Below are 22,602 nucleotides of genomic sequence, written 5' to 3' on the forward strand. Positions count from 1 at the left end.
CGCATAATCTCCCGGGGATTGGTTTGTTGACTTCGCCGATTTATGGGGTGCATTTGCCGATGCACGTGCATTCAGATTGTGCACCCGGCGTCGAGCAGTGATGATTGCAAATTCAACCAGGATAATTGATCACCTAAGGTGACGATTGGTTCACGCTTTGCTCACGTTTTCCTGCACGCCTGTGTGACCTGGGCGGTCCGCGTTAGGCTTAGCCCGAAATCAGCGACGGAGCGCGTGCACTCCGAGGAATTCGGGGTACGCGCTCACCCGGGAGGCCTGGACCGGTCCGGTCCCGGCGGCCGGCCGCGAGGCCGGCGGCCCGGTTCGGCTGGGGGGAGGCAAGGAGCCATGCTCAAGCGCGTGACACCGCACGGAGACGGGCGGGGCCCGAGCGTCCCGCCGCCGTGGTCGCTGATGATGACCAAGGGCGTGTCCTGGGTCTAGGTGCCGGCCGGCACGTGTGAGCCCGGTGGCGGCCCGCCATCTCGTCACTCCCCGAGGGGCGGCAATGCGTGGACTACCTCTCGCTGCCTGGGCGTACGTATGCGGTGTGGTCGCCCTCGCGGCGGGCCTCATCGCGACGTCGTCCTTCGCGGACCTCGACTGGTCGAAACTCGCCGTGCTGGCGCTGCTGTTCCTGGTCTGCGACTCGGCGCCCGCGCGGCTGAACATCAGGCGGGCCAGGGTCTCGCTGAGCTTCGCCGCGAGCCTGGCGTCGGTGGTGCTGCTCGGCCCGGTCGGCGCCGCGCTGCTCGGGCTCAGCGCGCTGGTCACCGGGCAGCGGTTCTTCGCCCCGGAGAAGCGCCTCTTCAACGGCGCGCAGTTCGCGCTCAGCGGGTACATCGCGGGGACGGTCTTCGACTTCCTCGACGGTGACCGCTTCCATCCGGAGCAGGCCCGCTGGGTGGAGAACGTCATCGGGCCCTTCCTCGCCGCGCTGGTCGCGTTCGTCCTGGTCAACCTCATGCTGATGGCCGGGGTGCTGCTCCTCAGCCGGCAGGCCGCGCCGCGCGAACTGCTGCGCGAGCTCGGCCAGGTCGCCGTCGGCTGCCTCGGCTACGGCATGGTCGGCCTGCTGATCGCCGGGCTGTGGCCGCGGGTCGGGCCGCTCGCCGCCGTCCTCGTCCTGCTCCCGCTGTTCATCGCCCGCTGGGCCATGGACCAGGCGTACGCGCAGCAGCAGGCGCACGCCGCGACGCTCGCCGCGCTGTGCCAGGCGGTCGAGACCAAGGACTTCTACACCCGCGGCCACTCCGAGCGCGTCTCCCGCGGCTCGGTGATGATCGCCCAGGAGATCGGGATGCGCGCCGAGCGGGTCGAGGCGATCCGGTACGCGGGGATGCTGCACGACGTCGGCAAGCTCGGCGTCCCGACCAAGGTGCTGCAGAAGTCCGGCTCGCTCACCGAGGAGGAGTTCGCCGCGATCCAGCTGCACCCGATGCGCGGATGGCAGATCGTCCGCGAGATCGGCTTCCTGGACGAGGCGCTCGCCGGCATCATGCACCACCACGAGAAGATGAACGGCCGCGGCTACCCGATGGGCCTCGCGGGCGACGAGATCCCCGAGTTCGCCCGGGTCATCTCCGTCGCGGACGCGTTCGACTCGATGACCTCGACCCGCTCCTACCGCGCCGCCCGCACCAAGGAGGAGGCCGTCGAGGAGCTGCGCCGCGGGATGGGCGACCACTTCGACCCCGCGATGGTGGAGGCGTTCCTGCGGGCGCTGGAGCGGGAGGGCTGGGAGCCGCCGCGGCCGGTCGTGCTGCCGGACGACGACGTCGTCGAGACCACCCAGCAGGACCACGACGACCCGAGCGCGCCGCTGCGCGTCGCCGGCGGCGACGAGGTGCGCCAGTGACGGGACGTCCATGAACGAGGAGATGCGCGCCCGCGACCGGGCCGCGTGGCAGACCATCGACTCCGGCCAGCTCCTGCTGATCGCCACCGCCGGGCTGTTCGTCATCGTCGCGGTCACCGAGGTCGCGGCGGTCGGGCTCCACCAGCCCGACATCGCGATCATCTTCGGCGTGCTGATCGCGCTGGGCGAGCTGTTCCGCATGGTGATGCCGGGCAACCGGGAGGTCGCGCCGATCGCCAGCGCGGGCGCGATGGGCTACGCGATGCTGGTCGGCGTCGGCCCGGAGGGCGCACCGCCGGGCGCGCGGCTCGGCATCGTGGCCGCCGACCACTCCGCGCTGCAGGTGGTGGCCGTCACCGCGGCCGGGATGCTGGTCGGCTCGCTGCCGCACATCGCGGTCGGCCGGCCGACGCAGCCCGACGCGATGGCGCGGCGGCTGTTCACCGTCGCGGTCGTCGCGCTGTGCTTCCGGCCGCTGATGCCCCTCAACCTGCCCTGGCAGCTGCTGCTGGCCGTCATGTGCTTCGTCGTGGTGCTGGCCTGCTTCACCGACATGCTGATCGCCGCGATGATCCGCGCGGAGGCCGTGCGGGCGCGGTTCGGCATCGCGCTGCGCGACGAGTTCGAGGCGAAGATGGCGCTGTGCGCCGCGACCAGCGCGACCGCCATGCTGATCGCGGTCGCGACGACCGCGATGGGCGAGGCCGCGCTGCTGATCTTCACGGTGCCGATCCTGGTGACGCAGTTCGCGTTCCGCCGCTACGCCGGGATCCGCGCCACCTACCTGCAGACCGTCCGGGCGCTGTCGCGCGTCACCGAGGTCGGCGGCTACGTGGAGGCGGGGCACTCGCGCCGGGTCTCCAAGCTCGCGGTGGCGATGGGGCGCGAGCTGGGGATGTCCGAGGCCGAGCTCCTCGAACTCGAGTACGCCGCCCTCATGCACGACATCGGGCAGCTGTCGCTCGGCGACCCGATCCCGGGCGGCGCGACGGTGCTGGCGTCCCCGGCCGAGCAGCGCCGCATCGCCGAGCTCGGCGCCGAGGTGATCAAGCAGACCGGTGTCCTGGACCGGGTCGCGCACATCGTCCAACTGTCGTCGCACCCCTACCGGACGGGGCGCGAGCCGTCCGGCGACGCCGGGGAGCGGCCGCTCCCGCCGCCGCTCGCCGGCCGCATCATCAAGGTCGCGAACGCCTACGACGACCTGGTCGGCGACTCCGGCGACCGCGACCGGGGCGCCGCCGTGCTGGAGCGGTTGCGGCTCGACTCCGCCTCCGAGTACGACCCGACGGTGGTCGAGGCGCTCAGCCGCGTCGTGGACCGGGTCCCCCGCCCCTGAAGTCCGTGCCCGCGAAGTCCGTGGGCCGCCGCGACGGCGAGCGTGACGGCGGCGGCCCCCGTCCACAGGAGCAGCGCGCCGAGGTGCTGGTCGTCCGGCGGTGACGCGCCCCAGCGGCGGCCGAGGTGCTCGTACCAGCCGCCGAGGACGGTCCCGTGCCGCATCAGGGCGATCCCGGCGATCGCGTGAAGCGGCAGGACGGCGAACGGCATCAGCGTCCCCGCCGTCCCGTGGAAGTACGCCAGCCCGACGCCCAGGAAGACGACCAGCGCCAGCGAGTGCAGGGCGTGGTTGGCGAGGGACGCCCCGAACAGCGGCGACAGGTAGAACACGTAGAGGCTGAGCAGGAGCAGCGCGGACGCGACGAGCGGGTCCCCGAGCACCCGGACGCCCCGGCTCGCGGCGGCGTCGGCGAGCAGCGGGCCGCCCTCGCCGCGCATCGCCTTCAGCGCCAGCCGCAGCGGCGCCCCGTACAGCAGCAGCACCGGCGCCACCAGACCGACGAGGACGTGCTGGACGGCAAGGACGCTGAACAGGACCATGCTGTACCGGGAGATCCCGCTGCAGGTGGCCAGCAGCACCACGAGCAGCCCGGCGGCCCAGGCCAGGGTCCGCCGCCACGGCCAGTCGCGCACCCGCGCGACCCCCGTCCCGTACAGGACGGCGCCGCCGGCGACGAGCACGAGGAACAGCGGGTCGATCCACCAGTCGAGCAGGAGGGGCCCGGCTCCGGCGGGACCGGGCAGCGGGTACCCGAGCCGCAGCGCGACGACGTCCAGCGTGCCCGGCGCGACCTCCGGCGGCGGCGTGCGCGAGAGCCCGGTGGCGAGCGCCATCGTCGCCGCCATCACGAGGACCTCGACGGCGCCGAGCCGCAGGAAGGGCCGCGCGCCCCGCCCGTCGCGCAGGGCGGGGAGGGTGGCGCGGCGGTGCCACCAGCCGATCGCGCCGAGGACGGCGAGCGCGGCGGCCTTCGCGACGACCAGCGCCCCGTACCGCGAGCCGAGGTGGACGCCGCCGAGCCGCACCCACGCGTTCACCGCGCCGCTGGCGCCGACGACGGCGAACGACACGAGCGCCAGCCCGCTGTACCGGTAGGCGACGCGGGGGAGCCGGTCGCCGACGGCCGGGGCGACGGTGACCAGGGCGACCAGCCCGCCGATCCACAGCGCGACGCCCAGGATGTGGGCGACGAGGCTGTAGACGGCGAGGGTGTGGTTCGCGCCGCTCGCGGCGTGCCCGGTGAACAGCGGCGGCAGCATCCCGGCGAGCGCGGCGGCCAGCGGGTACCCGGCCCCGTTCCCGGCGCGGTGCTCGCCTCCGGGGAGGCCCGCCGCGACCGACACGGCGACCGCGGCGGCGAGGACGAGGAGCAGCGCCCGTCCCTGCGGCAGTTCGACGAGGAACGTCCGCATCATGTCGCCGGTGACCCCGGTGACGCCCACCCCGAACAGGTCGAGGACGGTGAACACGATCAGCGCGAGCGTGCACGCGGCCCAGGCCGTCGCGGCGAGCGACGCGGCGCGACGGCACCGGCGCGCGGCGGGCGTGCCGGGCACGAACACGGCCGCGACCAGCAGCCATCCGACCGTGAGGACGGCGGCGGTGTTGCCGCCCAGCCGCGCCGTCACCAGGCCGGTCTTCGTCAGCGCCCCCGCCTGGGAGAGCCCCGGCACCGCGGTCTCGCTGAACGCGCCGCCGAGCCGCACCACGAGCGCGAGGACGACCAGCGCGATCGCACCGGCCCCGATCGCGAGCATCGGCGCATCGGCCCCCGCCGCCCGCGTCTCCTCGTGTCTCGGCTCCCTTTTGCGCGTCGCCGTCGCCTCATGTGTCGCCACGCTCGCAAATACGCACGCATCCAAACAAAAGGTTCATTAATGTGGCGGCCACACCGAATTCCGGGGGAGCGAGATGAGCGCTTCAGGCCAGGGCAACAGCTATCTGGACAAGGTCGTCGCCGAGCAGGCGGTGCTGGAGGACGACCTGAAGGCGAGGCGCTCCCCGCCGCCGCCTCCGGGCGCGGTCGGCGCCGCCCCGGCGCCGGGACCGCTGGCCAAGCGCGACCGCGCCCTCGGCGCCGCGGGGCCCGCCGACCGCCCCGCCGCGGGGCCCGTGGATGTGCGGATCAGCGGGTTCTGGCGGTGGAAGAACGTGCTCGTCCCGCCGAACGCGTTCGTCGTGCACACCCGGCGCGGGCGCGCCGAGCCGCTGCACATCGGCCTCGGGGTGTCGTTCCGGTTCAACCCGGCCACCGACTCCTTCCTCGTGGTGCCGGGCGCGACGCAGACGATCCTGATCAACGCCTACTGCATCTGCCGGGAGCTGCAGGGCGTGCTCGTCCAGGGCTACGTGCAGTGGATCATCCAGGACTTCGGCACCGCCTACCGCAAGCTCGACTTCGGCGGCGACGACCCGATGCGGCTGGTGAACCTCCAGCTCCGCGAGCAGGCCGAGGCGGCGATCAAGGACAAGGTCGCCACGATGGGGGTGCGCGACGTCCTCAGCGACAAGCAGCCGATCATCGAGGAGCTGACGGCCCGGCTGCGCGCGGTCGCCGAGGGCGAGGACAACAGCGACCAGGGGCTCGGCCTGCGGATCGTCACGGTGCAGATCAAGGAGGCCGTGGTCAGCTCGTCCCGGCTCTGGGAGAACCTGCAGAAGCCCTACCGCGCCGAGCAGGCGCAGATCGCGCGGCTGGCCGAGCTGGAGGCCGAGGAGGCCGTCGCGCAGCGGGAGATGGCCGCCGCGCGGATCAAGGAGACGCAGCGGCTGGAGCACGAGCGCGAGCTCGCCGAGCTGCGCGCCCGCAACGAGTCGCAGCTGTTCGACACCGAGGCGGCCGAGAAGCTGCGCCGCACCCGGCGCGAGCACGACGACTCCCGCGAGGTCGCCGAGCTCCAGACCGAGACCACGCGGCACGCGCTGCGGATGGAGCGCGAGCGGCACGAGGAGGAGGCCGAGACGGGGCGGCTGCGCATCGAGCGCGACCACGAGCTGGCCCGGCTGCGCACCGAGGGCGAGCTGGCCCTCGCCGACATGCGCGCCAGGTCGCGGCACGAGCAGTCGCTGCTCGATCTGGAGCGCGACGCCGCGCGCGCCGCGCTGGAGAACGAGCGGACCCCCGCGGCCGTGCAGGCGCGGCTCATCGCCTCCCTGCCCGAGATCATGGCCAAGCTGCCCAAGCCGGACGAGCTGCGCACCGTCACCGTGAACGGCGCTGACCAGACCAGCGTGGCCGGCCTGATCACGCAGCTCGCCGCGGTCGTCGGCGCGCTGCGCTCCGCTACGGAAGGGCCTGGTCAGGCGGGAAGGTGACGGGGAGGGCGGTGAGGGCCCGGTGGAACGGGCCCGGCCGCCATTCCAGGTGCTCCGCGGGGACGGCCAGCTCCACGTCGGGGAGCCGGTCGAGGAGCGTCTCGATCGCGACGGACGCGATCAGCCGGGAGTGGCTCTTCGCCGGGCAGGTGTGCGGGCCTCCCGCGTAGGACAGGTGGGCGCGGTTGCCCTTGCGGTCGGCGGACGCCCGGGACGGGTCGGTGTTCGCGGCGGCGTAGCTGACCAGGACGGGCTGGTGGGCGGGCAGCCGGTACCCGTGGAAGTCGATGTCCTGGCGGGGGAAGGTGGTCCCGTAGTTGGCCATCGGCGGGTCGGTCCAGAGGATCTCGTCGAGCGCGTCCTCGACGGGCAGGGAGCCGCCGGACAGGTCGCCGCCGAACCGGTCGTCGGAGAGCAGCAGCAGGATGCCGTTGGCGATGAGGTTCTGCTCCGGCTCGGTGCCGGCCCCGACCAGCAGGATGAGCTGGTGGGCCATCTCCAGGTCGTCGAGCCCGGCGGGGTGGCTCATCATCCAGGACGTCACGTCCGCGCCCGGATGCGCGCGCTTGTGCGCCACCAGCTCGCCGGTCGCCTCCACGAGCAGCGCGTTGCCCTCCTCGGCGGAGACGGTGTCGAAGATGGCGCTCATGCCGCGCACGAGCTTGTCGCCGATGTCGCGGGGGCAGCCGAACATCGCGTTGAACACCAGCAGCGGCAGCGTGCGGGCGTACTGGCCGATGAGGTCGGCCTTGCCGTCGCCGGTGAACCGGTCGATGAGGCTGTCGGCGCTGCGCGCGGTGTTCTCGCGCAGCGACACCGGGTCGACCCGGTCCAGGCTTTCGACGATCACCGAGCGCAGCCGGGCGTGCACGCTTCCGTTGGTGAACAGCGCGTTGGGCCGCGACATCATCATCGGCAGCACCGGGCACTCGGGCCCGACCTCCTCCTCCCACACCTCGCTGCAGCGCGGGAACGTGGCGGGGTCGCGCAGGATCTCCAGCGCGGCGTCGTAGCCGAGGACGAGCGTCGCCGGCACGCCCGGCGACAGCTCGACGGGCGCGAAGTCGCCGTACGCGCGCATCCGGGCGTAGGCGCTCTGCGGGTCCTTGGCGAACTCCGGGCCGTACAGCGCGACGCGCTCGGGCCCGGTGTACGGCCCGCCCGGGTACGACTGGTCGGTGGTCATGGCTTCTGCCCGTCCAGGGTGAGGAGGTGGTCGACGAGCGAGATGAGCGCCTCGGTGGACGAGGTGCGGTCGCGGGCGTCGCAGCTGACGAGCGGGGTCGCCGGCGCGAGGTCGAGGGCCTCGCGCACCTCGGCGTCGGGGAAGCGCGGCGCGCCCTCGAAGTGGTTGACGGCGACCGCGTACGGGAGGCCCTGCTTCTCCACGATGTCCATGACGGCGAAGGACTCCTGGAGGCGGGCGGTGTCGACCAGGATCAGCGCGCCGAGGGCGCCGCGCGCGAGGTCGTCCCACAGCCGGGTGAACCGCTGCTGCCCCGGCGCCCCGAACAGGTACAGGACGAGGTCGTCGCTGAGGGTGAGGCGCCCGAAGTCCATCGCGACGGTCGTGGTCGTCTTGTCGCGGATGCCGGCGAGGTCGTCCACCGCCGCTCCGGCCTGCGTCATCCGCTCCTCGGTGCGCAGCGGGCGGATCTCCGACAGCGTCCCGACGTAGGTGGTCTTGCCGACGGCGAAGTGCCCCACGACGAGGATCTTCACGGCGGTCCGGACGCTCTCGCGCAGATAGGGGGTGTCAGAGGCGAGCGCGGAGTCCATCGAGCACCTCCTGAAGGAGCCGGGCCTTGGACTGCTGGGCGGCGGGCGCGGCGGCCCGGGTGGTGAGGTGCCCGCTGTCGACGAGGTCGGACAGCAGCACCTTGGTGAGCCCGACGGGCAGGCTCAGATGGCCGGAGATCTCGACGACCGACAGCGCGCCGCCGCGGCACAGTTCGACGATGCGGGCCTTCTCCGGGGACAGGCCGGTGCGCGGCGGATCGCCGACCGCGGTCACGAGGGTGACGAGGTCGAACACGTTGCGGGTGGGGTGTGCCCGCCCGCCGGTGACGACGTGCGGGCGGACCAGGGCCCGCCTGCTGCGGCGCGGGGTCATGCGGGACGGCCCGCGCCCGGCCGCGGCGGGGTGGTCATCTCCTTGCCCAGCCGCTGGACGAGTTCCTGGAGCCGGAACGACACGGTCTCCATGTCGACGTGCTGCGTCGCGGACACCGCCAGGTACGCGCCGGGGCCGGCGGCGACGAGGAAGACGTACCCGTCGTCGAACTCGTTGACCGTCTGCCGCCAGGTCGTGCCCGCGTCCCCGCAGAACTCGGCGGTGCTGCGGGCGAGCGACTGGAGGCCCGCCATGCCGGCGGCCTGCCGCTCCGCCTCGTCCCTGCTGATCCGCGCGGAGTGCGCCATGAGCAGGCCGTCGGCCGACAGCAGGATCGCGTAGCGGGTCTCCGGCATCCGCAGCGCGTCGTCCAGCATCCAGCCGAGCCGGTTCGTACCGTCGTCCATCGCGCCGTTCCACCCCTCGTTCATGGCCGCAGGTCCTTGCTCTCGATGCCGGGGCCGTCCGCGTCGGACGGCGCCGCGGCGCGGCCGGACCGCGTGCCGCGCTGCCAGGCGCCGAGGCCCGCGGCGGTCTCCCGGGCCGGCCTGGCCGGCGGCTGCGCCCCCGCGTCCGGCGCGGCGGGCGGTTCTTGGTCTTCGGCGGTCGCGGCGGCCCCGGCGGGGCGCTCGGCGACCGCGACGCGGGTGCGCTTGGGCAGCCCGCCCGGGGTGGCGGGGACGCCGGCCGCGGCGGCGGGCGCGGGGCCCTCGCCGGCCGGACGGGACGCGGCGGACCGTTCGGGCGCCCGCTCGTCCGGGACGTCGGTGAGAAGCGCGCTCGGCACGAACACGACGGCCCGCACGCCGCCGTAGGGGGAGCGCGTGTCGACCGACACCCGGAACCCGTACCGGGCGGCGAGGACGCCCGCCACCGCGAACCCGACGCGGGGCGGGTCGCCGAGCCGGTGGATGTCGACCGACGCGTCGCCGGACAGCAGGTCGGCGGCGCGCTGGAGCTCCTCGGCGTCCATCGCGACCCCCGCGTCGTCGATCATGATGGCGACGCCGTTGTGCGTGGACTGGAAGTTGACCTCGACGGTGGTGTCGGGGCGCGAGTGCCGCGCCGCGTTGTCGAGCAGCTCGGCCAGGGTCAGCACGATGGGCTCCACGGCCCGGCTGGTCACCGCGGTGTTCACCGGCTCCTGGATGTTGACGCGCAGGTAGTCGCGGATGCGGGAGGTCGCGCCGCGCACCACGTCGCTCATCGACGACGCCGAGCGCTGCTGCCCCGGCCACGACCCGCACAGCACCGCGGTGGCCTGGGCGCGCCGCCCGAGCTGGGCGTTCATGTGGTCGACGCGGAGCAGGCCCTCCAGCACGTCGGGGTCGTCGTGGCGCTCCTGCATGTCGGAGATGGCGAGCTGCTGCTCGTTGGCGAGGCTCTGCACGGCGCGCATCATCGCCCGCAGCGTCGACTTCGCCGACAGGTCGGCCCGCTCCCGGACGCGTGCGGCGGACCCGGCGAACAGCTCGGTGACGGTCCGCAGCGCCTGCCCGAACGCGGGCGCCTCGCGGTCGAGGTCGTGCAGCGGGCCGGTGACGCGCACGCCGGGGTTGTGCAGGGACTCCATGAGCTCCGGCAGCCGGACGTCCGCGAGGTGCCGCAGCTCCTTCTCGCGCAGGTCGAGGCCGCGGGCCAGGACGGCGTTCTGCGCGCGGAGGCCGGCCGTCTCCTGCCGCTGGCGTACCAGCAGGACGGCGGCCGCGATGCCGGCGCCCGCCACGACGACGAGCGCCGCCGCCAAGAGGAATTGCTCCATCAGATCCTCGGTGCAGGGGTTTTCGGCGAGGCGGGTCCGGCCGCGTCCACGGCGGACCGCCTCATGGCTGGTGGGGGACGGCGCGGATACGCCGCGGTTTCGGCACCGTAGGACGGGTGCGCCGGGATGCGCTTGTGCTCGCGCGCAGAGAACTTGCCGCCGGGCGCATCGCAAGATCACCCACAGTCTGAATCACGTTACTTTCCGATGGATTCGCCTGATTCATTGGCGGCGGCCGTACTACGCTCGCCCGCGAACGATCTACGGCGGCGGGGGTGGAGGGGCCTGCGGTGGACGACGTGCTCGGCGGGCCGGCCAGGCAGAACGGCGCCGGGTTCCGGCTCGTCCTGTACCTGTCGGACCGCTCCGACTACGTCCGCACCCCGGGGCAGGCGCGCCGCGACCGCGGGTACCGGTTCCTGCTCCCGCTGCACGGCGAGATGCTCATGGTGCAGGACGGCCGCGAGGCGCGCCTTCGCCCCGGCACCGGCGGCCTCATCGCGCCCGCGGCGCCGTTCCGGGTCGTCCAGCCGCGGCCGGCCCGCGCGCTGGTCATGACGATCCCGGCCCGCGAGATGGACGGCCGGGTGAGCGCCCCGCCCCGCCCGGTGACCGGCCTGGACCTGTCCGCCGGGCTCGGCCGCGTCGTCGCCGACATGGTGCGGGCCGTCGGCGAGGAGCGCCGCACCCTCACCGTGCGGCAGTTCGACGCCGCGTGCGAGCGGATCACCGAGCTGCTGTGCCTCATGCTCGCGGGCGAGGAGCGCCCGCCCGCGCCCGGCCACCTCGCCGAGGTGGAGGCGGTGGTGCGCCGCTACGTCCGCGAGCACGCCACCGATCCCGGGCTCACCGGCGCCGCGATGGCGCAGGACCTCGGCTGGTCGCTGCGGCAGGTGCAGCTCGCGCTGCAGCGCGCCGGGACCACGCCCCGCGAGCTGATCCGCGAGGAGCGGCTCCGGCTGGTCCGCGACCGGCTGCGCAACCCCCACGACCGGCACGTCACCATCACCGACCTCGCGCACGCCACCGGGTTCTCCTCGGCCAGCGCGCTCAGCCACGCGTTCCGGCAGCGCTTCGGCGTCAGCCCGCGCGAGCTGCGCAGCCTCGGCGCCCGCGGGATGTCCGGCAACGGCGCGCCCCGGTGACGGGGGCGAGCGGCTAGGAGCGCACGGCGGATCTCGCGCGGCCGCCGCGCCCCGCCGGGAGGTCGCGCGGCGCTTGGGCGGGCGCGCCCGGCAGGACGTCGCCGTCCTCCGGGTCCGCGGACGGCAGGGCGACGGTGACGGTGAGGCCGCCGCCCGGCCGGGGCGCGGCGGTCACGGTCCCGTTGTGGGCCCGAACGATGGACTGGACGATCGACAGCCCGAGCCCCGCGCCCTTGGCGGTGACGATGCGGTCGTTGTCGAGGCGGCGGAAGGGCTCGAAGAGGGCGGGGATCTCGTAGCGCGGGACGGCCGGGCCGGAGTTGGCGACCTCCAGGACGGCGCGGCCGTCCTCCGTCCGGCAGGACACCGAGACCCAGCCCGACTCGGTGTTGTGGCGCAGTCCGTTCTCCAGCAGGTTCTGCACGACGCGTTCGAGCAGGAGCGCGTCGCCCGCCGTCATGGCCTCGGAGGTCTCGGTCTCGACGGTGATGCCGGCGCCGTCCGCTTCGAGGGCCGTCTGGGCGCCGACGTGGGCGACGACGTCGGCCAGGTCGACCGGCGCCCGGCTGGTGATCTCGTTCTCCGAGCGGGCGAGCAGCAGCAGGCCGGTGATGAGGCGCTCGTGCCGCGAGTTGATCTGCAGGAGGGTCTCGCCGAGCTGCCGGACGTCCGGGGACGCCGACTCGCGGTGCATCGCCACCTCGACCAGCGCGCGGCCGAGGGTGAGCGGCGTGCGCAGCTCGTGGGAGGCGTTGGCGACGAAGCGGCGCTGGCCGTCGAAGGACCGGTCGAGGCGTTCGACCATCGTGTCGAAGGTGTCGGCGAGCTCCTTCACCTCGTCGCGGGGGCCCCGCAGGTCGATGCGCTCGTGCAGGCCGCGGTCGGCGGCGGGGGAGCCGGCGATGCGGCGGGCGGTCTCGGTGACGCGGTGCAGCGGGGACAGGACCTGGCCCGCGATGAGCCAGCCGAAGCCCGCCGCGGCGCCGCCGACGACGAGCAGCGCGATCGAGCCCTGGGTGACCAGCGAGGTGACGGCGGCGTCGTGCAGCTCGTCGCGCTGCTTGCGCATCCAGTCGTCGGCGTCGGCCATCACCCGGGCCTCGGACGGCGTCCTCGGCTCCGTGATCGCCTGCGTGGTCCCGGCCGGGGGCACGCCGCCGGGGCCGGGGTTCAGCCGCGTCGCGAGCACCTTCGTGCCGGACCGCGAGAGCTGCTGGTCGAACAGGGCGTAGGTCGCGCCGAGCAGCACCACGCCCGCGACCAGGAACAGGCCGCCGTAGGTGATGGTGAGCCGGGCGCGCAGCGACAGCCTCATGGGATCCGGTACCCCGCTCCCTTGACGGTCTCGACGACGGGCGGGTCGGCGAGCTTGCGGCGCAGCTTGAGGACGGTCAGGCGGACGGCGCCGGTGAACGGGTCGGCGTGCTCGTCCCACGCCTTCTCCAGGAGCTGCTCGGCGGACACGACGGCTCCCTCGGCGCGCAGCAGCTCGGCGAGGACGGCGAACTCCTTGCGCGCGAGGGGCACGTAGCGCCCGTCCCGGAACACCTCGCGGCGCGCCGGGTCGAGCGTGATGCCCGCGCGGTGCAGCCGCGGCGGCGCGGCCGGGCGGCAGCGGCGGCCGAGCGCGTGGACGCGGGCGGCGAGCTCGGGGAACGCGAACGGCTTGGTCAGGTAGTCGTCGGCGCCGAGGCCGAGCCCGTCGACGCGGTCGGTGATCTCCGCGGCGGCGGTGAGCATCAGCACCCGCGCCGCGGTCCCGCCCCGGACGATCTCGCCGCACACCTCGTCGCCGTGGACGAGGGGCAGGTCGCGGTCCAGGACGACCACGTCGTAGTCGTTGACGGTGACGCGCTCCAGGGCCGCCGCGCCGTCGTAGGCGAGGTCGACGGCGTGCGCGTCGTCCCGCAGCCATTCGGCGATCGCGTCGGCCAGGAGCCGCTCGTCCTCTGCCACCAGCACTCTCATGAGGCCTCCTCCGGAGCCGATGGTGCCGGAGGCCGTGTTTCGTTTCCGTTAGTGATCGCTTTTCCGGCGTGGAAACGCGGGAGAAACGCGCCGCCGGGTTGCATCGCTCCTCGTCGGCCGGAACCGCTCCGGCCGCGGAGGAGGAGACATGGGACTGCGGATTCTGGCCGCGCTGCCGCTCGCGCTGGCGCTGGCGCTGACCGGGTGCGGCTCGGACGACAAGGGCGGCACCGTGGCCTCGGCCAACGGCGGCGCGAGCCAGGGCGGCGCGAAGCAGGGCGGCGGCGAGCAGCTCAGCCCGGAGGAGCGCGGCGTCAAGTTCGCCCAGTGCATGCGCGAGCACGGCGTCGACATGGAGGACCCGAAGCCCGGCGAGGGGGCGCGGGTCAAGGTCAAGGGCAACAAGGCCGTCGTGGACAAGGCCATGGAGGCGTGCCGGCAGTACAGCCCCATGGAGAACCGCACCGGCGCGCCCGACCCGAAGATGCAGGAGGCGGCCCGCGAGTTCGCCGCGTGCATGCGCAAGAACGGCGTGGAGAACTTCCCGGACCCCGACCCGAACCAGCCCGGCATCCGGATCGACAAGAAGACGGTCGGCGACGACCCCGACCTGGAGACCGCGCAGCAGGCGTGCGAGAAGGTCCTGCAGGGCGGCAGGAAGTGATGGGGGAGACCACCGCGGAACGCGCGCCGGCGGAGCAGGAGGAGCGCCGCGTCCGCCGCCGGCGGCGTCCGCGCTGGAGGATCGCCCTGGCCGTCGCCGCCGTGGTCGCGGCGGGCGGCGTCGCCACCGTGGCGGTGTTGCGCGCCGGCGGGGACGGGGGCGCCGAGCGGGCCGCGGACCTCCCGCCCGGCACGGCGAAGGTGGCCAGGCAGACGCTGAGCGACACCCAGACCGAGGACGGGCGGCTCGGCTACGGCCCGACCATGACCGCGACGAGCCAGACCAGGGGCACGATCACCTGGCTGCCCGACAGCGGCGGCCAGATCACCCGGGGGCACCGGCTCTACGAGGTCGACGGCGACCCGGTCGTGCTGATGTACGGGTCCAAGCCGTCCTACCGGCCGCTGCGGATCGGGACCGAGGGCTCCGACGTGGAGCGGTTCGAGAAGAACCTCAGCGCGCTCGGCTACGACGGCTTCACCGTGGACGACGAGTACACCTCCGACACCGCCGAGGCCGTCCGGGAGTGGCAGGACGACATCGGCGTGGCGGAGACCGGGATCGTCGACGTCGGACGGGTCGCGTTCGCGGACGGGCCGGTCCGCGTCGAGGCCGTCGCGGCGCATCCGGGCGAGCCCGCCGCCCCGGGCAAGAAGGTCCTCGACTACACCGGGACCACCCAGGCCGTCACGGTCGAGCTGGACACCGCCGACCAGCGGCTCGCGAAGAAGGGCGCCCGCGTCGAGGTGACGCTGCCGGAGGGCCCGCCGGTCGCGGCGAAGATCGACGAGGTCACCACGGTGATCGAGCCGGGCGAGCAGGGGGAGGACCCGACGACGAAGGTGGAGGTCACGATCTGGCTCTCCTCCGCCAAGGCGAAGAAGGCCGCGGCCCGCTTCGCGCTCGCCTCGGCCGACGTCGAGTTCACCGCCGGGCAGCGCGAGAACGTCCTGACGGTGCCGGTGTCCGCGCTGGTCGCGCTGCGGGAGGGCGGCTTCGGTGTGGAGGTCGTCAAGGGCTCCGCGTCGTCGTACGTCCCGGTGGAGACCGGCATGTTCGCCGACGGGAAGGTCGAGGTCTCCGGGCAGGGGATCAGCGAGGGCACGCTGGTGGGGGTGCCGAAATGATCAGGCTGCGGGACGTGGTGAAGTCGTACCCGGGCGGCGTGCACGCCCTCGCCGGGGTGTCGCTGCACGTCGGCGCGGGCGAGCTGGTCGCGATCGTCGGCCCCTCCGGCTCGGGGAAGACGACCATGCTGAACATGCTCGGCACCCTGGACCGCCCCACCTCCGGCGAGATCAGCATCGACGGCCACGACGTGGGGCGGCTCCCGGACGCGAAGCTGTCTGCGCTGCGCGCGAGCCGCATCGGGTTCGTCTTCCAGCACTTCCACCTGGCGGCCGGGACCCGGGCGATCGACAACGTCGCGGACGGCCTGCTGTACTCCGGGCTGCGCCCGGCGGCGCGGCGGCGGCGGGCGGCTGCGGCGCTGGAGCGGGTCGGGCTCGGCCACCGGCTGGAGCACGAGCCGCACGAGCTGTCCGGCGGCGAGCGGCAGCGCGTCGCGATCGCGCGGGCGGTCGCCGGGGAGCCCGCGCTGCTGCTCGCCGACGAGCCGACCGGCGCGCTCGACTCGGCGTCCGGCGAGGGCGTGATGGCGCTGCTGCGCGAGCTGCACGCCGCCGGCACCACCGTCGTGATCATCACGCACGACCGGGAGATCGCGGCGGGCCTGCCCCGCCGCGTCCGGATGCGCGACGGCCTCGTGGTGGAGGACTCGGCGGCGGACGGGACGGTCCCCGAGGCCGCTCGTCTCACGGGGGCGGAGCGATGACGGCCGGGACGCTCCAGCCGGCCCGGATGTGGCCGGGCGACGTGCTCAGGGTCGGCGCGGTCGGCCTGCGGACCCGGCCGCTGCGGGCGTTCCTGTCCGCGCTCGGCATCGCGATCGGGATCGCCGCGATGGTCGCGGTCGTCGGGGTGTCCTCCTCCTCGCGCGCCGACCTCGACCGCGCCCTCGCCGCGCTCGGGACCAACCTGCTGACCGTCTCGCCCGGCAGCACCCTGACCGGCGACAAGGCCGAGCTGCCCCTGGAGTCGGAGGCCATGGTGGCCCGGATCGCCCCCGTCCGGGAGGTGTCGGCGACCGGCCTGGTGGACGGCGCGAAGGTCTACCGGACGGGCAAGATCCCCAAGACCGAGACGGGCGGGATCGCGGCCTACGCGGCCCGCACCGACCTGCGCGCCGCGACGGGGGCGAGGCTGCGCAGCGGCGTCTGGCTGAACGCCGCGACCGGCCGCTTCCCCGCGACCGTCCTCGGGTCGACCGCCGCGCGGCGGCTCGGGATCGGGCACGCGGCCCCGGACGTCCAGGTGCTCATCGGCGGCCGCTGGTTCACCGTGATCGGCATCCTGGAGCCGGCGGCGCTGGCCCCGGAGCTGGACAGCGCCGCGCTGGTCGGCTGGGACGCGGCGCAGGCCCGGCTCGGCTTCGACGGGCACCCGACGACCATCTACACCCGGTCGGCGGAGGCGAGCGTCGAGGACGTCCGGGACGTGCTCGGCGCGACCGCGAACCCCGAGGCGCCGAACGAGGTGGAGGTGTCGCGGCCGTCGGACGCGCTGGCGGCCAAGAAGGCGGCGGGCGAGGCGTTCACCGGGCTGCTGCTCGGCCTCGGCGCGGTCGCGCTGCTCGTCGGCGGGGTGGGGGTGGCCAACACCATGGTCATCTCGGTGCTGGAGCGGCGGTCGGAGATCGGGCTGCGCCGCTCCCTCGGCGCGACCCGGGGCCAGATCCGCACGCAGTTCCTCGCCGAGTCGCTGCTGCTGTCGGCGCTCGGCGGCCTCGGCGGCGCGGTCGTCGGGGCGTCCGTCACCGCCGTCTACGCCGTCTACCAGGGGTGGCCGGTGGTCATCCCCGCGTGGGCGGTGCTGGGCGGCGTCGCCGCGACCCTGCTCATCGGCGCGGTCGCCGGCCTGTACCCGGCAATCAGGGCGTCCCGCCTCAGCCCCACCGAGGCCCTCGCCACCACCTGATCCGTACACACCTGATCCGTGCACAGGCGAATGGAACGGACAGGACGGGTGAGACAGGGGACATGGCCGCAACCGACACCGAGCCCGTCACGAGCGTGTTCACCTGGGACGTCAAGCCCGGCCGGGAGCGCGACTTCGAGGAGTGGGCGGAGGGGCTCCACGAGGTCGCGACCCGGTTCCCCGGGCACCGGGGCGCGACCTGGCTGCGCGCGGAGGGGTCGCGGCACCGGTACTACACCGTGGTGAACTTCGCCGACCAGGAGCGGCTCGACCGCTGGCTGGCCTCGGACGAGCGCGCGGACTGGATCGGGCGGGTCCGCGGGATCGCCGAGGAGCACCGCCAGGACACCACCGGGATGGAGACCTGGTTCAGCCTGCCCGGCGAGTCCGTCCCGCCGCCCTCCAAGCTCAAGATGATCGTGGTGACGTTCTGCGCGGTGTACCCGATCGCCCTGCTGCTCCAGGCCTTCGTCACGCCGCTGACGGAGGCCTGGCCGCTGCCGGTGCGGGCGCTGACGTTCCCCCTCCTGGTGATCCCGGTGCTCACCCTGTTCGTCATGCCCGTGCTCAGCCGGGCGTTCCGGCGCTGGCTCTACCCGGTCGGGCGGACCCACCGGCCGGCCAAGCCCGGCCGGTGATCAGGCGAGCAGGTCCCGCAGCTCCCGGACGGCCTCGCGGAGCCGGTCGGCGAACTCCCGCATCGCGTCCGCGACCTGCCGCGGGGTGCTCAGGTAGAGGTTGAAGCGGTCCGGGAGCAGGACGTAGGCGACGCCGATGCACTGCTCGCTGGTCGAGCCGAACCCGAAGTACCGGATGTTCACCGAGGGCGCGGAGCTGGTGCTCAGGTAGTCGTCCCGCATCACGAGCCAGCCGGGGGAGTCGAACAGCGGGAGCGGTTCGGTGACGCCGAGCTCGGCGCCGCGCCGCTTCTGGATGAGCTGGAGCTCCCAGAGGTGCTGCTCGGGCGCCTGCCCCGACTGGCACTCCTTCGCCCGGCGGACGTGGGCGTCGGCGGCGGCGCGGAACGCCTCCAGGCGGAGCGCGGGCGTGGCCGACGGGTCGTCCATGACCTCGACGAAGCGGACCACCTCGGGGGTGACGACGCGCATCGCCTCGGTGCGGCCGTGCCGGTACTGGCGGGTGGCGATCGACTCGTAGGTGGCGCCGACGCGGCCCTTCGCGCGCTTGTGGGCGAGCTGGTAGGCCATCTGGACGAAGGCGTCCGGGGACATCTTCAGCTTCTTGACGTCGTCGGCGCCGAAGTCCTCGAACGAGACGGTCGTCGTGGCCGTCGCCGCCCCGTAGTCGGCGAACGCCGCCGCGGCGTCGCGGATGTCGGCCCGCAGGGCGTCGTCCAGGGCGAACTCGATCGTCTCCGTGACCGGCAGGCCCTGCGCCCGCGCGCCCGACCGCTGCGACAGCTTCTCCGGGGCCTCGCCCAGCAACGCGTCGACGAAGCTGAGGATCGTGGTGCCGTCCAGGCCGCAGTGCTCGACGTTGATGCCGGCGGTGCCGTCGGCGAACACGACGAAGGAGACGGCCTTGTCGAACCAGCGGTTCGCGCTGTCGCCGTGGAGCAGGTGGTCGCAGGCGTCGAGGTCGTTCTCGGGGGTGAAGTCCTCCAGGCACACGCAGAACAGCGCCGTCTCGACGTCGTCGAGCGCCTCGGCGTTGCCGAGGGCGAGCAGCGCCTCGCGGCTCGCCGCCCACTCGGCGCGGGCCTTGGTGGTGAGGTGCCCGGCGGACGGCTCCGGCGCGGCCTCCGCCTTCATGACGGCGGCGAGGCCCGCCCGCAGCTCGTCCAGCGTGTGGGGGGCGCCGTCCGGCCCCAGCACGTCCATCCGGACGATGTTCCCGCGGAAGAACACCACGATGTGGCGGGCGTCGGACGGGCCGGGCCACTCGTCGCTGTACGGCGCGCGGACGGTGTCCTGCTCGGCGCCCGGGATGCGCGTCGTGGAGAACAGGAACCGGTTCTGCGCCATCGACAGCGGCCGGCCGCGCTGCACGACCGGCGGGATCTCCTCGCGGTCGAGCCGCAGCTTGTAGTCCAGCGCCCCGGCGATCAGCCCGGCCGCGCGCTCGGCCTGCCCCTCCGGCGACTCCTTGAACAGGAAGAAGAAGTTGGCGTTCAGCGCGATCCGGTCGCGGCGGCCGAGGTAGCGGTAGGGCCAGAACGTGTCCAGCCAGCTGTGCACGCCCTCCTGCGCGTCGTAGCGCTCCAGCGCCGCGTGCAGCGCGCGGCCCGGGCCGTCCGGGCGGGCGAACGAGGCCAGCGCCGACTCCGTCCGGGCCAGCTCGTCCGCGGTCAGCAGCGGCCCGCACCACTCCAGGAACCGCTCGCAGGTCGCGTCGAGCGCGGGCAGCGGCACCCGCGGCAGGCGCTCCTCATTGCCGAAGGTGCGGGACGAGAGTTCTTCGCCGGCGTTCATCGGTCCTCTTGTTCCATGGTCGGTCAGTGCCCGGGGTGGTCACTGCACGGGGTCGGTCATGTGGTGCGGTCAGTCGCGTGGGCGGGAGACGTAGAGCTGCGCGTAGAACCAGCCGCCGGCCTCCAGGCCGCTCGGGTCGACCCCGGCCCGGGCGAGGCGGTCCAGGACGAGCGACTGCTCCTGCGGCGTCGCGAACCGCCGCTGCCGGAAGAGGCCGTCGTGGCGGACGGTCGTGTACCCGGCGGCGTCGAGGGTCTCGGCGATCGGGTCGAACGGGAACATCCGCAGGATGAAATGCGCCATCCACGGCTTGCGCCCCTCGTGCGCCTCGACGACCCGGGAGACGGTGCGCTCGGTGACGTATCCGAGGCAGCCCGTCGAGATGACCAGGTCCGTCCCGGCGAGCTGGGCGCGCTGCTCGGCGGTCGGGTCGCCGCTCTCCAGGTCCGCGTGGACGGCGCCGTCGAGGAAGCCCGCTTCGAGGGCGTAGGAGAGGGCGTTCTCGGAGGCGTCCAGCCCGAGGAAGCGCGGCCGGTCCGCCGTCTCGCGGGAGCGGACCAGCTCCCGGTCCCGGGCCAGCAGCGCGGCGCGGGTGAGCCCGGCGGCGTCGGGGCCGCCGTAGCGCTCGTACAGCTCGCCCATCGTGACGCCGTACTTCAGCAGGGCCGCGTTGATGCCGTAGGAGCAGCCGATGTCGAGGACGGTGGGGACCGGGACGCCGCGCGCCTCCCGGTACTCGGCGATGAGCCGCTGGAAGTGCGGTTCGGCCAGGTCGGGGATGGCGTAGTCGAGCCCGCGCAGCGTGCCGAAGTAGGCGCGGGGATCGGGGCTGGTGTAGATGTGGTCGAGCGAGATCTTCCCTGTGGTGTCCGTGCGCACGGGCGGGTGCCTCCTAGTCCAGCAGCCGGTCGACCCGGACGGCGCGCCCCTCCGCCGCCCGGTGCTCGGGCAGGACGCGGCCGAAGAGCTGCCTCGTGCGCGCGACGCTGCCGATGACCCCCGGGCGCTCGCTGTAGGCGAAGATCGCCGTGTGCCGCGCCGTGTCCCCCCGGACCTCGGCGACCCGGTGCAGCGAGTACCGTCCCTTGAACAGCTGCAGGTCGCCGGGGCGGAGCGTGAGGCGGCGGACGAGGTCGCCGCCGTGCCCGGTCAGCACGCGGCGCACGTCCCCGAAGTTCTCCGCCGCCGCCGACCTGATGTTGGGGCAGTACTCGAAGACGCCCCCGTCCTCGGGCTCCTGCGTCAGCATGCTGACCGTGAACTCGTTGGTGTCGAAGTGCCAGGGGTGCTCCATCCCCGGGTTGACGACGTTGAGGACCAGCCCCGACAGCGGGTCGGCCAGTTCGTGCACCCGCGGCAGCCCGAAGCAGCCCGCGACGAACCGCTGGAAGAGGCCGCTCGCGTAGAGCCGGTGGACGACGGAGCCGGCGGGGATGCGGTCGCGGGCGACGAACGCGTTGCCCCGCTCGACGGTGATGCGCCCCGGATGGTCATCCGGCAATGGCGTGCTCACGTCGATGTTGTAGGCGTTCACCGTTTCGACGTCGTAATGCGCGTGCGGGGCGATCGCCGCGCATTCCGCGCGCAGCGCGTCCCGCAATGCGGGGCGAATGAAGTCGGGCAGCACGCAGCAGCCCGTTTTCGCCAGCTCGTCCCTGGTGCGGGAGACGAGGGCGTCCCATCCGGCGCCGCCCGGTGCGGCCAGCGGATAGCGCTCCGTGTCGACGACCTCTGCGAGTGCCTCCGCTGCGCCCATGTAGATCCTTTCGCGGTCGGCGAAACCCCAACGGGTTCTAGCACACTCCTTCCGCGGATTCATGGCCGCGCATTTTCCTCGCACTTTGTCACCGAATGACAAGCCCGGCCCGTGACCTGTGCCTTGGACCGTTCCCGGGCGCGGGGCCGCTTCGCGGGCGGTGTGTCCCATCTCACCGGGGTCCCGGCGCGGCCCGGCGCCGGCCGTGGCGCCCGTGCGGACTTTCCGCGAACCTTTCCTCACGCGGTGGCGTCACCGTCATGTGAGACATGATCAGAAGAGCGGCGGGAGCGGCGAATGGACTGGCGGCTGACGGGGTTCACCGAGGAACGTGAACTCGGGCGCGGGGCGCAGGGGCGGGTCGTCCTCGCCCGCCACGCCGAGTCCGGCACCCCGGTGGCGATCAAGTACCTGGCCGGCGGGGACGCCGCCGCGATCGCCGGGCTCCGGGCCGAGGCGCAGATGCTCGGCCGCCTGACGAGCCCCTACGTCGCGCGCCTCTACCAGTTCGTGGAGGGCGAGCACGGCGCGGCGATCGTGATGGAGGCGGTGAACGGCGCGTCCCTGAAGGAGGTGCTGCGCGAGCACGGGGCACTGGCCCCGGAGGCGGCGCTGCTCGTGCTGAAGGGCTCGCTGCTCGGGCTCGCGGCGGCGCACGCCGTCGGGGTCGTGCACCGCGACTACAAGCCGGCGAACGTCGTGGTGCGGCCCGACGGCCTGAGCAAGCTGGTGGACTTCGGCATCGCCGTCCTGTCCGGCGGCGGGTCGCTCGCGGGGACGCCGGTGTACATGGCGCCCGAGCAGTGGCGGGGGGATCCCGCCACCCCCGCCACCGACGTGTACTCCGCGACGTGCGTGTTCGTGGAGTGCGTCACCGGGCGGCGCCCCTTCACGGCGGCCGAGCGCGCGGCCCTGATGAACAAGCACCTCACCGAGCAGGTCGACGTGCGGGACATGCCCGAGCCGCTGCGCCCGCTCGTCCTGCACGGGATGGCCAAGAACCCGGGGGAGCGGCCGCCGGGCGCTGCGGAGTTCGTGACGTGGCTGGAGAGCGTCGCCGTCGCCGCCTACGGGGGCGACTGGGAGCAGCGGGGCGTCCGGGCCCTGGCCGCCGCCGCGGTCGCCCTGGCCGCGCTGTTCCCGCTCGGCGCCCTCGCCGTCGCGCCCGGGGCGTCCGCCGCGGCCGGAGCGTCCGCCGCGGGAGCGGCGGG

At 73.9% G+C, this 22,602-nt stretch carries 20 protein-coding genes and 1 pseudogene; 10 read left to right on the top strand and 11 right to left on the bottom strand.

Annotated elements, in window-relative coordinates; all coding sequences use genetic code 11:
- The first annotated feature begins 508 nt into the window (after positions 1-508).
- Complete coding sequence (locus ABWI07_RS13830; RefSeq protein WP_149264952.1) at positions 509-1,858, top strand: HD-GYP domain-containing protein; 1,350 nt, start codon at positions 509-511, stop codon at positions 1,856-1,858.
- 10 nt (positions 1,859-1,868) lie between these two features.
- Positions 1,869-3,197, top strand: a complete 1,329-nt coding sequence (locus ABWI07_RS13835) for an HD-GYP domain-containing protein (RefSeq protein ID WP_149264951.1) — start codon at positions 1,869-1,871, stop codon at positions 3,195-3,197.
- A 32-nt stretch (positions 3,198-3,229) separates the two neighbouring features.
- On the opposite strand, the pseudogene ABWI07_RS13840 reads toward ABWI07_RS13835, so the two are convergent.
- Positions 3,230-4,957: pseudogene (locus ABWI07_RS13840) on the bottom strand (bifunctional copper resistance protein CopD/cytochrome c oxidase assembly protein); the annotation flags it as partial.
- 154 nt (positions 4,958-5,111) lie between these two features.
- Here ABWI07_RS13840 and ABWI07_RS13845 point away from each other — a divergent pair.
- On the top strand, positions 5,112-6,515 hold the full coding sequence (locus tag ABWI07_RS13845) for an SPFH domain-containing protein (protein ID WP_149264949.1): 1,404 nt from the start codon (positions 5,112-5,114) through the stop codon (positions 6,513-6,515).
- Here the strand turns inward: ABWI07_RS13845 and ABWI07_RS13850 are convergent.
- The 5 genes from ABWI07_RS13850 to ABWI07_RS13870 are packed head-to-tail and all read right to left on the bottom strand — an operon-like array spanning position 6,484 to position 10,390.
- The gene (locus ABWI07_RS13850) at positions 6,484-7,701 is read right to left on the bottom strand and encodes a cytochrome P450 (protein ID WP_149264948.1); all 1,218 of its coding nucleotides are present in this window, start codon (positions 7,699-7,701) and stop codon (positions 6,484-6,486) included. The two genes, ABWI07_RS13845 and ABWI07_RS13850, sit on opposite strands and share 32 nt — an antisense overlap.
- Entirely contained in the window at positions 7,698-8,294 is a 597-nt protein-coding gene (locus tag ABWI07_RS13855) for a GTP-binding protein (RefSeq protein ID WP_353818741.1), read from the bottom strand. The genes ABWI07_RS13850 and ABWI07_RS13855 overlap by 4 nt, the downstream gene beginning before the upstream one ends.
- Positions 8,272-8,628, bottom strand: coding sequence for a DUF742 domain-containing protein (locus tag ABWI07_RS13860; protein ID WP_149264946.1), 357 nt, complete (start codon positions 8,626-8,628; stop codon positions 8,272-8,274). Before ABWI07_RS13860 ends, ABWI07_RS13855 begins: the two co-directional genes overlap by 23 nt.
- Positions 8,625-9,059: a roadblock/LC7 domain-containing protein gene (locus tag ABWI07_RS13865; RefSeq protein WP_235037444.1), complete on the bottom strand. Its 435-nt coding sequence runs from the start codon at positions 9,057-9,059 to the stop codon at positions 8,625-8,627. Before ABWI07_RS13865 ends, ABWI07_RS13860 begins: the two co-directional genes overlap by 4 nt.
- Complete coding sequence (locus ABWI07_RS13870; RefSeq protein WP_353818742.1) at positions 9,056-10,390, bottom strand: ATP-binding protein; 1,335 nt, start codon at positions 10,388-10,390, stop codon at positions 9,056-9,058. Before ABWI07_RS13870 ends, ABWI07_RS13865 begins: the two co-directional genes overlap by 4 nt.
- A 290-nt stretch (positions 10,391-10,680) precedes the next feature.
- Here ABWI07_RS13870 and ABWI07_RS13875 point away from each other — a divergent pair, with 290 nt between their 5' ends.
- Positions 10,681-11,535, top strand: a complete 855-nt coding sequence (locus ABWI07_RS13875; RefSeq protein WP_353818743.1) for a helix-turn-helix domain-containing protein — start codon at positions 10,681-10,683, stop codon at positions 11,533-11,535.
- A gap of 13 nt (positions 11,536-11,548) precedes the next feature.
- Here the strand turns inward: ABWI07_RS13875 and ABWI07_RS13880 are convergent, their stop codons facing one another.
- Both ABWI07_RS13880 and ABWI07_RS13885 read right to left on the bottom strand, forming a co-directional pair.
- Positions 11,549-12,850, bottom strand: coding sequence for a sensor histidine kinase (locus ABWI07_RS13880; RefSeq protein WP_353818744.1), 1,302 nt, complete (start codon positions 12,848-12,850; stop codon positions 11,549-11,551).
- Positions 12,847-13,503, bottom strand: a complete 657-nt coding sequence (locus tag ABWI07_RS13885) for a response regulator transcription factor (protein WP_353818745.1) — start codon at positions 13,501-13,503, stop codon at positions 12,847-12,849. Before ABWI07_RS13885 ends, ABWI07_RS13880 begins: the two co-directional genes overlap by 4 nt.
- Before the next feature lie 148 nt (positions 13,504-13,651).
- On the opposite strand from ABWI07_RS13885, the gene ABWI07_RS13890 reads away from it, so the two are divergent.
- The 5 genes from ABWI07_RS13890 (at position 13,652) to ABWI07_RS13910 (ending at position 17,841) form a co-directional block, all read left to right on the top strand.
- Positions 13,652-14,167 carry a hypothetical protein gene (locus ABWI07_RS13890; RefSeq protein ID WP_353818746.1) on the top strand — a complete coding sequence of 172 codons (516 nt, stop codon included), beginning with the start codon at positions 13,652-13,654 and terminating at the stop codon, positions 14,165-14,167.
- Positions 14,167-15,294, top strand: a complete 1,128-nt coding sequence (locus ABWI07_RS13895; protein ID WP_353818747.1) for a peptidoglycan-binding protein — start codon at positions 14,167-14,169, stop codon at positions 15,292-15,294. Before ABWI07_RS13890 ends, ABWI07_RS13895 begins: the two co-directional genes overlap by 1 nt.
- Positions 15,291-16,001: an ABC transporter ATP-binding protein gene (locus ABWI07_RS13900; protein WP_353818748.1), complete on the top strand. Its 711-nt coding sequence runs from the start codon at positions 15,291-15,293 to the stop codon at positions 15,999-16,001. Before ABWI07_RS13895 ends, ABWI07_RS13900 begins: the two co-directional genes overlap by 4 nt.
- Entirely contained in the window at positions 15,998-17,203 is a 1,206-nt protein-coding gene (locus ABWI07_RS13905) for an ABC transporter permease (protein ID WP_353818749.1), read from the top strand. The genes ABWI07_RS13900 and ABWI07_RS13905 overlap by 4 nt, the downstream gene beginning before the upstream one ends.
- Positions 17,204-17,265: 62 nt before the next feature.
- Complete coding sequence (locus ABWI07_RS13910; RefSeq protein ID WP_353818750.1) at positions 17,266-17,841, top strand: antibiotic biosynthesis monooxygenase; 576 nt, start codon at positions 17,266-17,268, stop codon at positions 17,839-17,841.
- Here ABWI07_RS13910 and ABWI07_RS13915 read toward each other — a convergent pair whose 3' ends face one another.
- The 3 genes from ABWI07_RS13915 to ABWI07_RS13925 form a co-directional block, all read right to left on the bottom strand.
- On the bottom strand, positions 17,842-19,635 hold the full coding sequence (locus ABWI07_RS13915; protein WP_353818751.1) for a choline/carnitine O-acyltransferase: 1,794 nt from the start codon (positions 19,633-19,635) through the stop codon (positions 17,842-17,844).
- A 69-nt stretch (positions 19,636-19,704) separates the two neighbouring features.
- On the bottom strand, positions 19,705-20,514 hold the full coding sequence (locus ABWI07_RS13920; protein WP_353818752.1) for a class I SAM-dependent methyltransferase: 810 nt from the start codon (positions 20,512-20,514) through the stop codon (positions 19,705-19,707).
- Between the two features lie 13 nt (positions 20,515-20,527).
- On the bottom strand, positions 20,528-21,391 hold the full coding sequence (locus ABWI07_RS13925) for a HalD/BesD family halogenase (RefSeq protein ID WP_353818753.1): 864 nt from the start codon (positions 21,389-21,391) through the stop codon (positions 20,528-20,530).
- Positions 21,392-21,688: 297 nt separating this feature from the next.
- Here ABWI07_RS13925 and ABWI07_RS13930 point away from each other — a divergent pair.
- Positions 21,689-22,602 (top strand): serine/threonine-protein kinase (locus tag ABWI07_RS13930; protein WP_353818754.1); only part of this gene is annotated, 914 nt, incomplete at its 3' end.

It is taken from the genome of Actinomadura sp. NPDC000600 (assembly GCF_040492135.1).
Lineage (GTDB): Bacteria > Actinomycetota > Actinomycetes > Streptosporangiales > Streptosporangiaceae > Spirillospora.

Excerpts from the sequence above, each read along its gene's own strand:
- ABWI07_RS13830 (WP_149264952.1), top strand. The coding sequence starts at position 509 with ATGCGTGGACTACCTCTCGCTGCCTGGGCGTACGTATGCGGTGTGGTC.
- ABWI07_RS13835 (WP_149264951.1), top strand. The coding sequence starts at position 1,869 with ATGAACGAGGAGATGCGCGCCCGCGACCGGGCCGCGTGGCAGACCATC.
- ABWI07_RS13845 (WP_149264949.1), top strand. The coding sequence starts at position 5,112 with ATGAGCGCTTCAGGCCAGGGCAACAGCTATCTGGACAAGGTCGTCGCC.
- ABWI07_RS13850 (WP_149264948.1), bottom strand. The coding sequence starts at position 7,701 with ATGACCACCGACCAGTCGTACCCGGGCGGGCCGTACACCGGGCCCGAG.
- ABWI07_RS13855 (WP_353818741.1), bottom strand. The coding sequence starts at position 8,294 with ATGGACTCCGCGCTCGCCTCTGACACCCCCTATCTGCGCGAGAGCGTC.
- ABWI07_RS13860 (WP_149264946.1), bottom strand. The coding sequence starts at position 8,628 with ATGACCCCGCGCCGCAGCAGGCGGGCCCTGGTCCGCCCGCACGTCGTC.
- ABWI07_RS13865 (WP_235037444.1), bottom strand. The coding sequence starts at position 9,059 with ATGAACGAGGGGTGGAACGGCGCGATGGACGACGGTACGAACCGGCTC.
- ABWI07_RS13870 (WP_353818742.1), bottom strand. The coding sequence starts at position 10,390 with ATGGAGCAATTCCTCTTGGCGGCGGCGCTCGTCGTCGTGGCGGGCGCC.
- ABWI07_RS13880 (WP_353818744.1), bottom strand. The coding sequence starts at position 12,850 with ATGAGGCTGTCGCTGCGCGCCCGGCTCACCATCACCTACGGCGGCCTG.
- ABWI07_RS13885 (WP_353818745.1), bottom strand. The coding sequence starts at position 13,503 with ATGAGAGTGCTGGTGGCAGAGGACGAGCGGCTCCTGGCCGACGCGATC.
- ABWI07_RS13890 (WP_353818746.1), top strand. The coding sequence starts at position 13,652 with ATGGGACTGCGGATTCTGGCCGCGCTGCCGCTCGCGCTGGCGCTGGCG.
- ABWI07_RS13895 (WP_353818747.1), top strand. The coding sequence starts at position 14,167 with ATGGGGGAGACCACCGCGGAACGCGCGCCGGCGGAGCAGGAGGAGCGC.
- ABWI07_RS13900 (WP_353818748.1), top strand. The coding sequence starts at position 15,291 with ATGATCAGGCTGCGGGACGTGGTGAAGTCGTACCCGGGCGGCGTGCAC.
- ABWI07_RS13905 (WP_353818749.1), top strand. The coding sequence starts at position 15,998 with ATGACGGCCGGGACGCTCCAGCCGGCCCGGATGTGGCCGGGCGACGTG.
- ABWI07_RS13910 (WP_353818750.1), top strand. The coding sequence starts at position 17,266 with ATGGCCGCAACCGACACCGAGCCCGTCACGAGCGTGTTCACCTGGGAC.
- ABWI07_RS13915 (WP_353818751.1), bottom strand. The coding sequence starts at position 19,635 with ATGAACGCCGGCGAAGAACTCTCGTCCCGCACCTTCGGCAATGAGGAG.
- ABWI07_RS13925 (WP_353818753.1), bottom strand. The coding sequence starts at position 21,391 with ATGGGCGCAGCGGAGGCACTCGCAGAGGTCGTCGACACGGAGCGCTAT.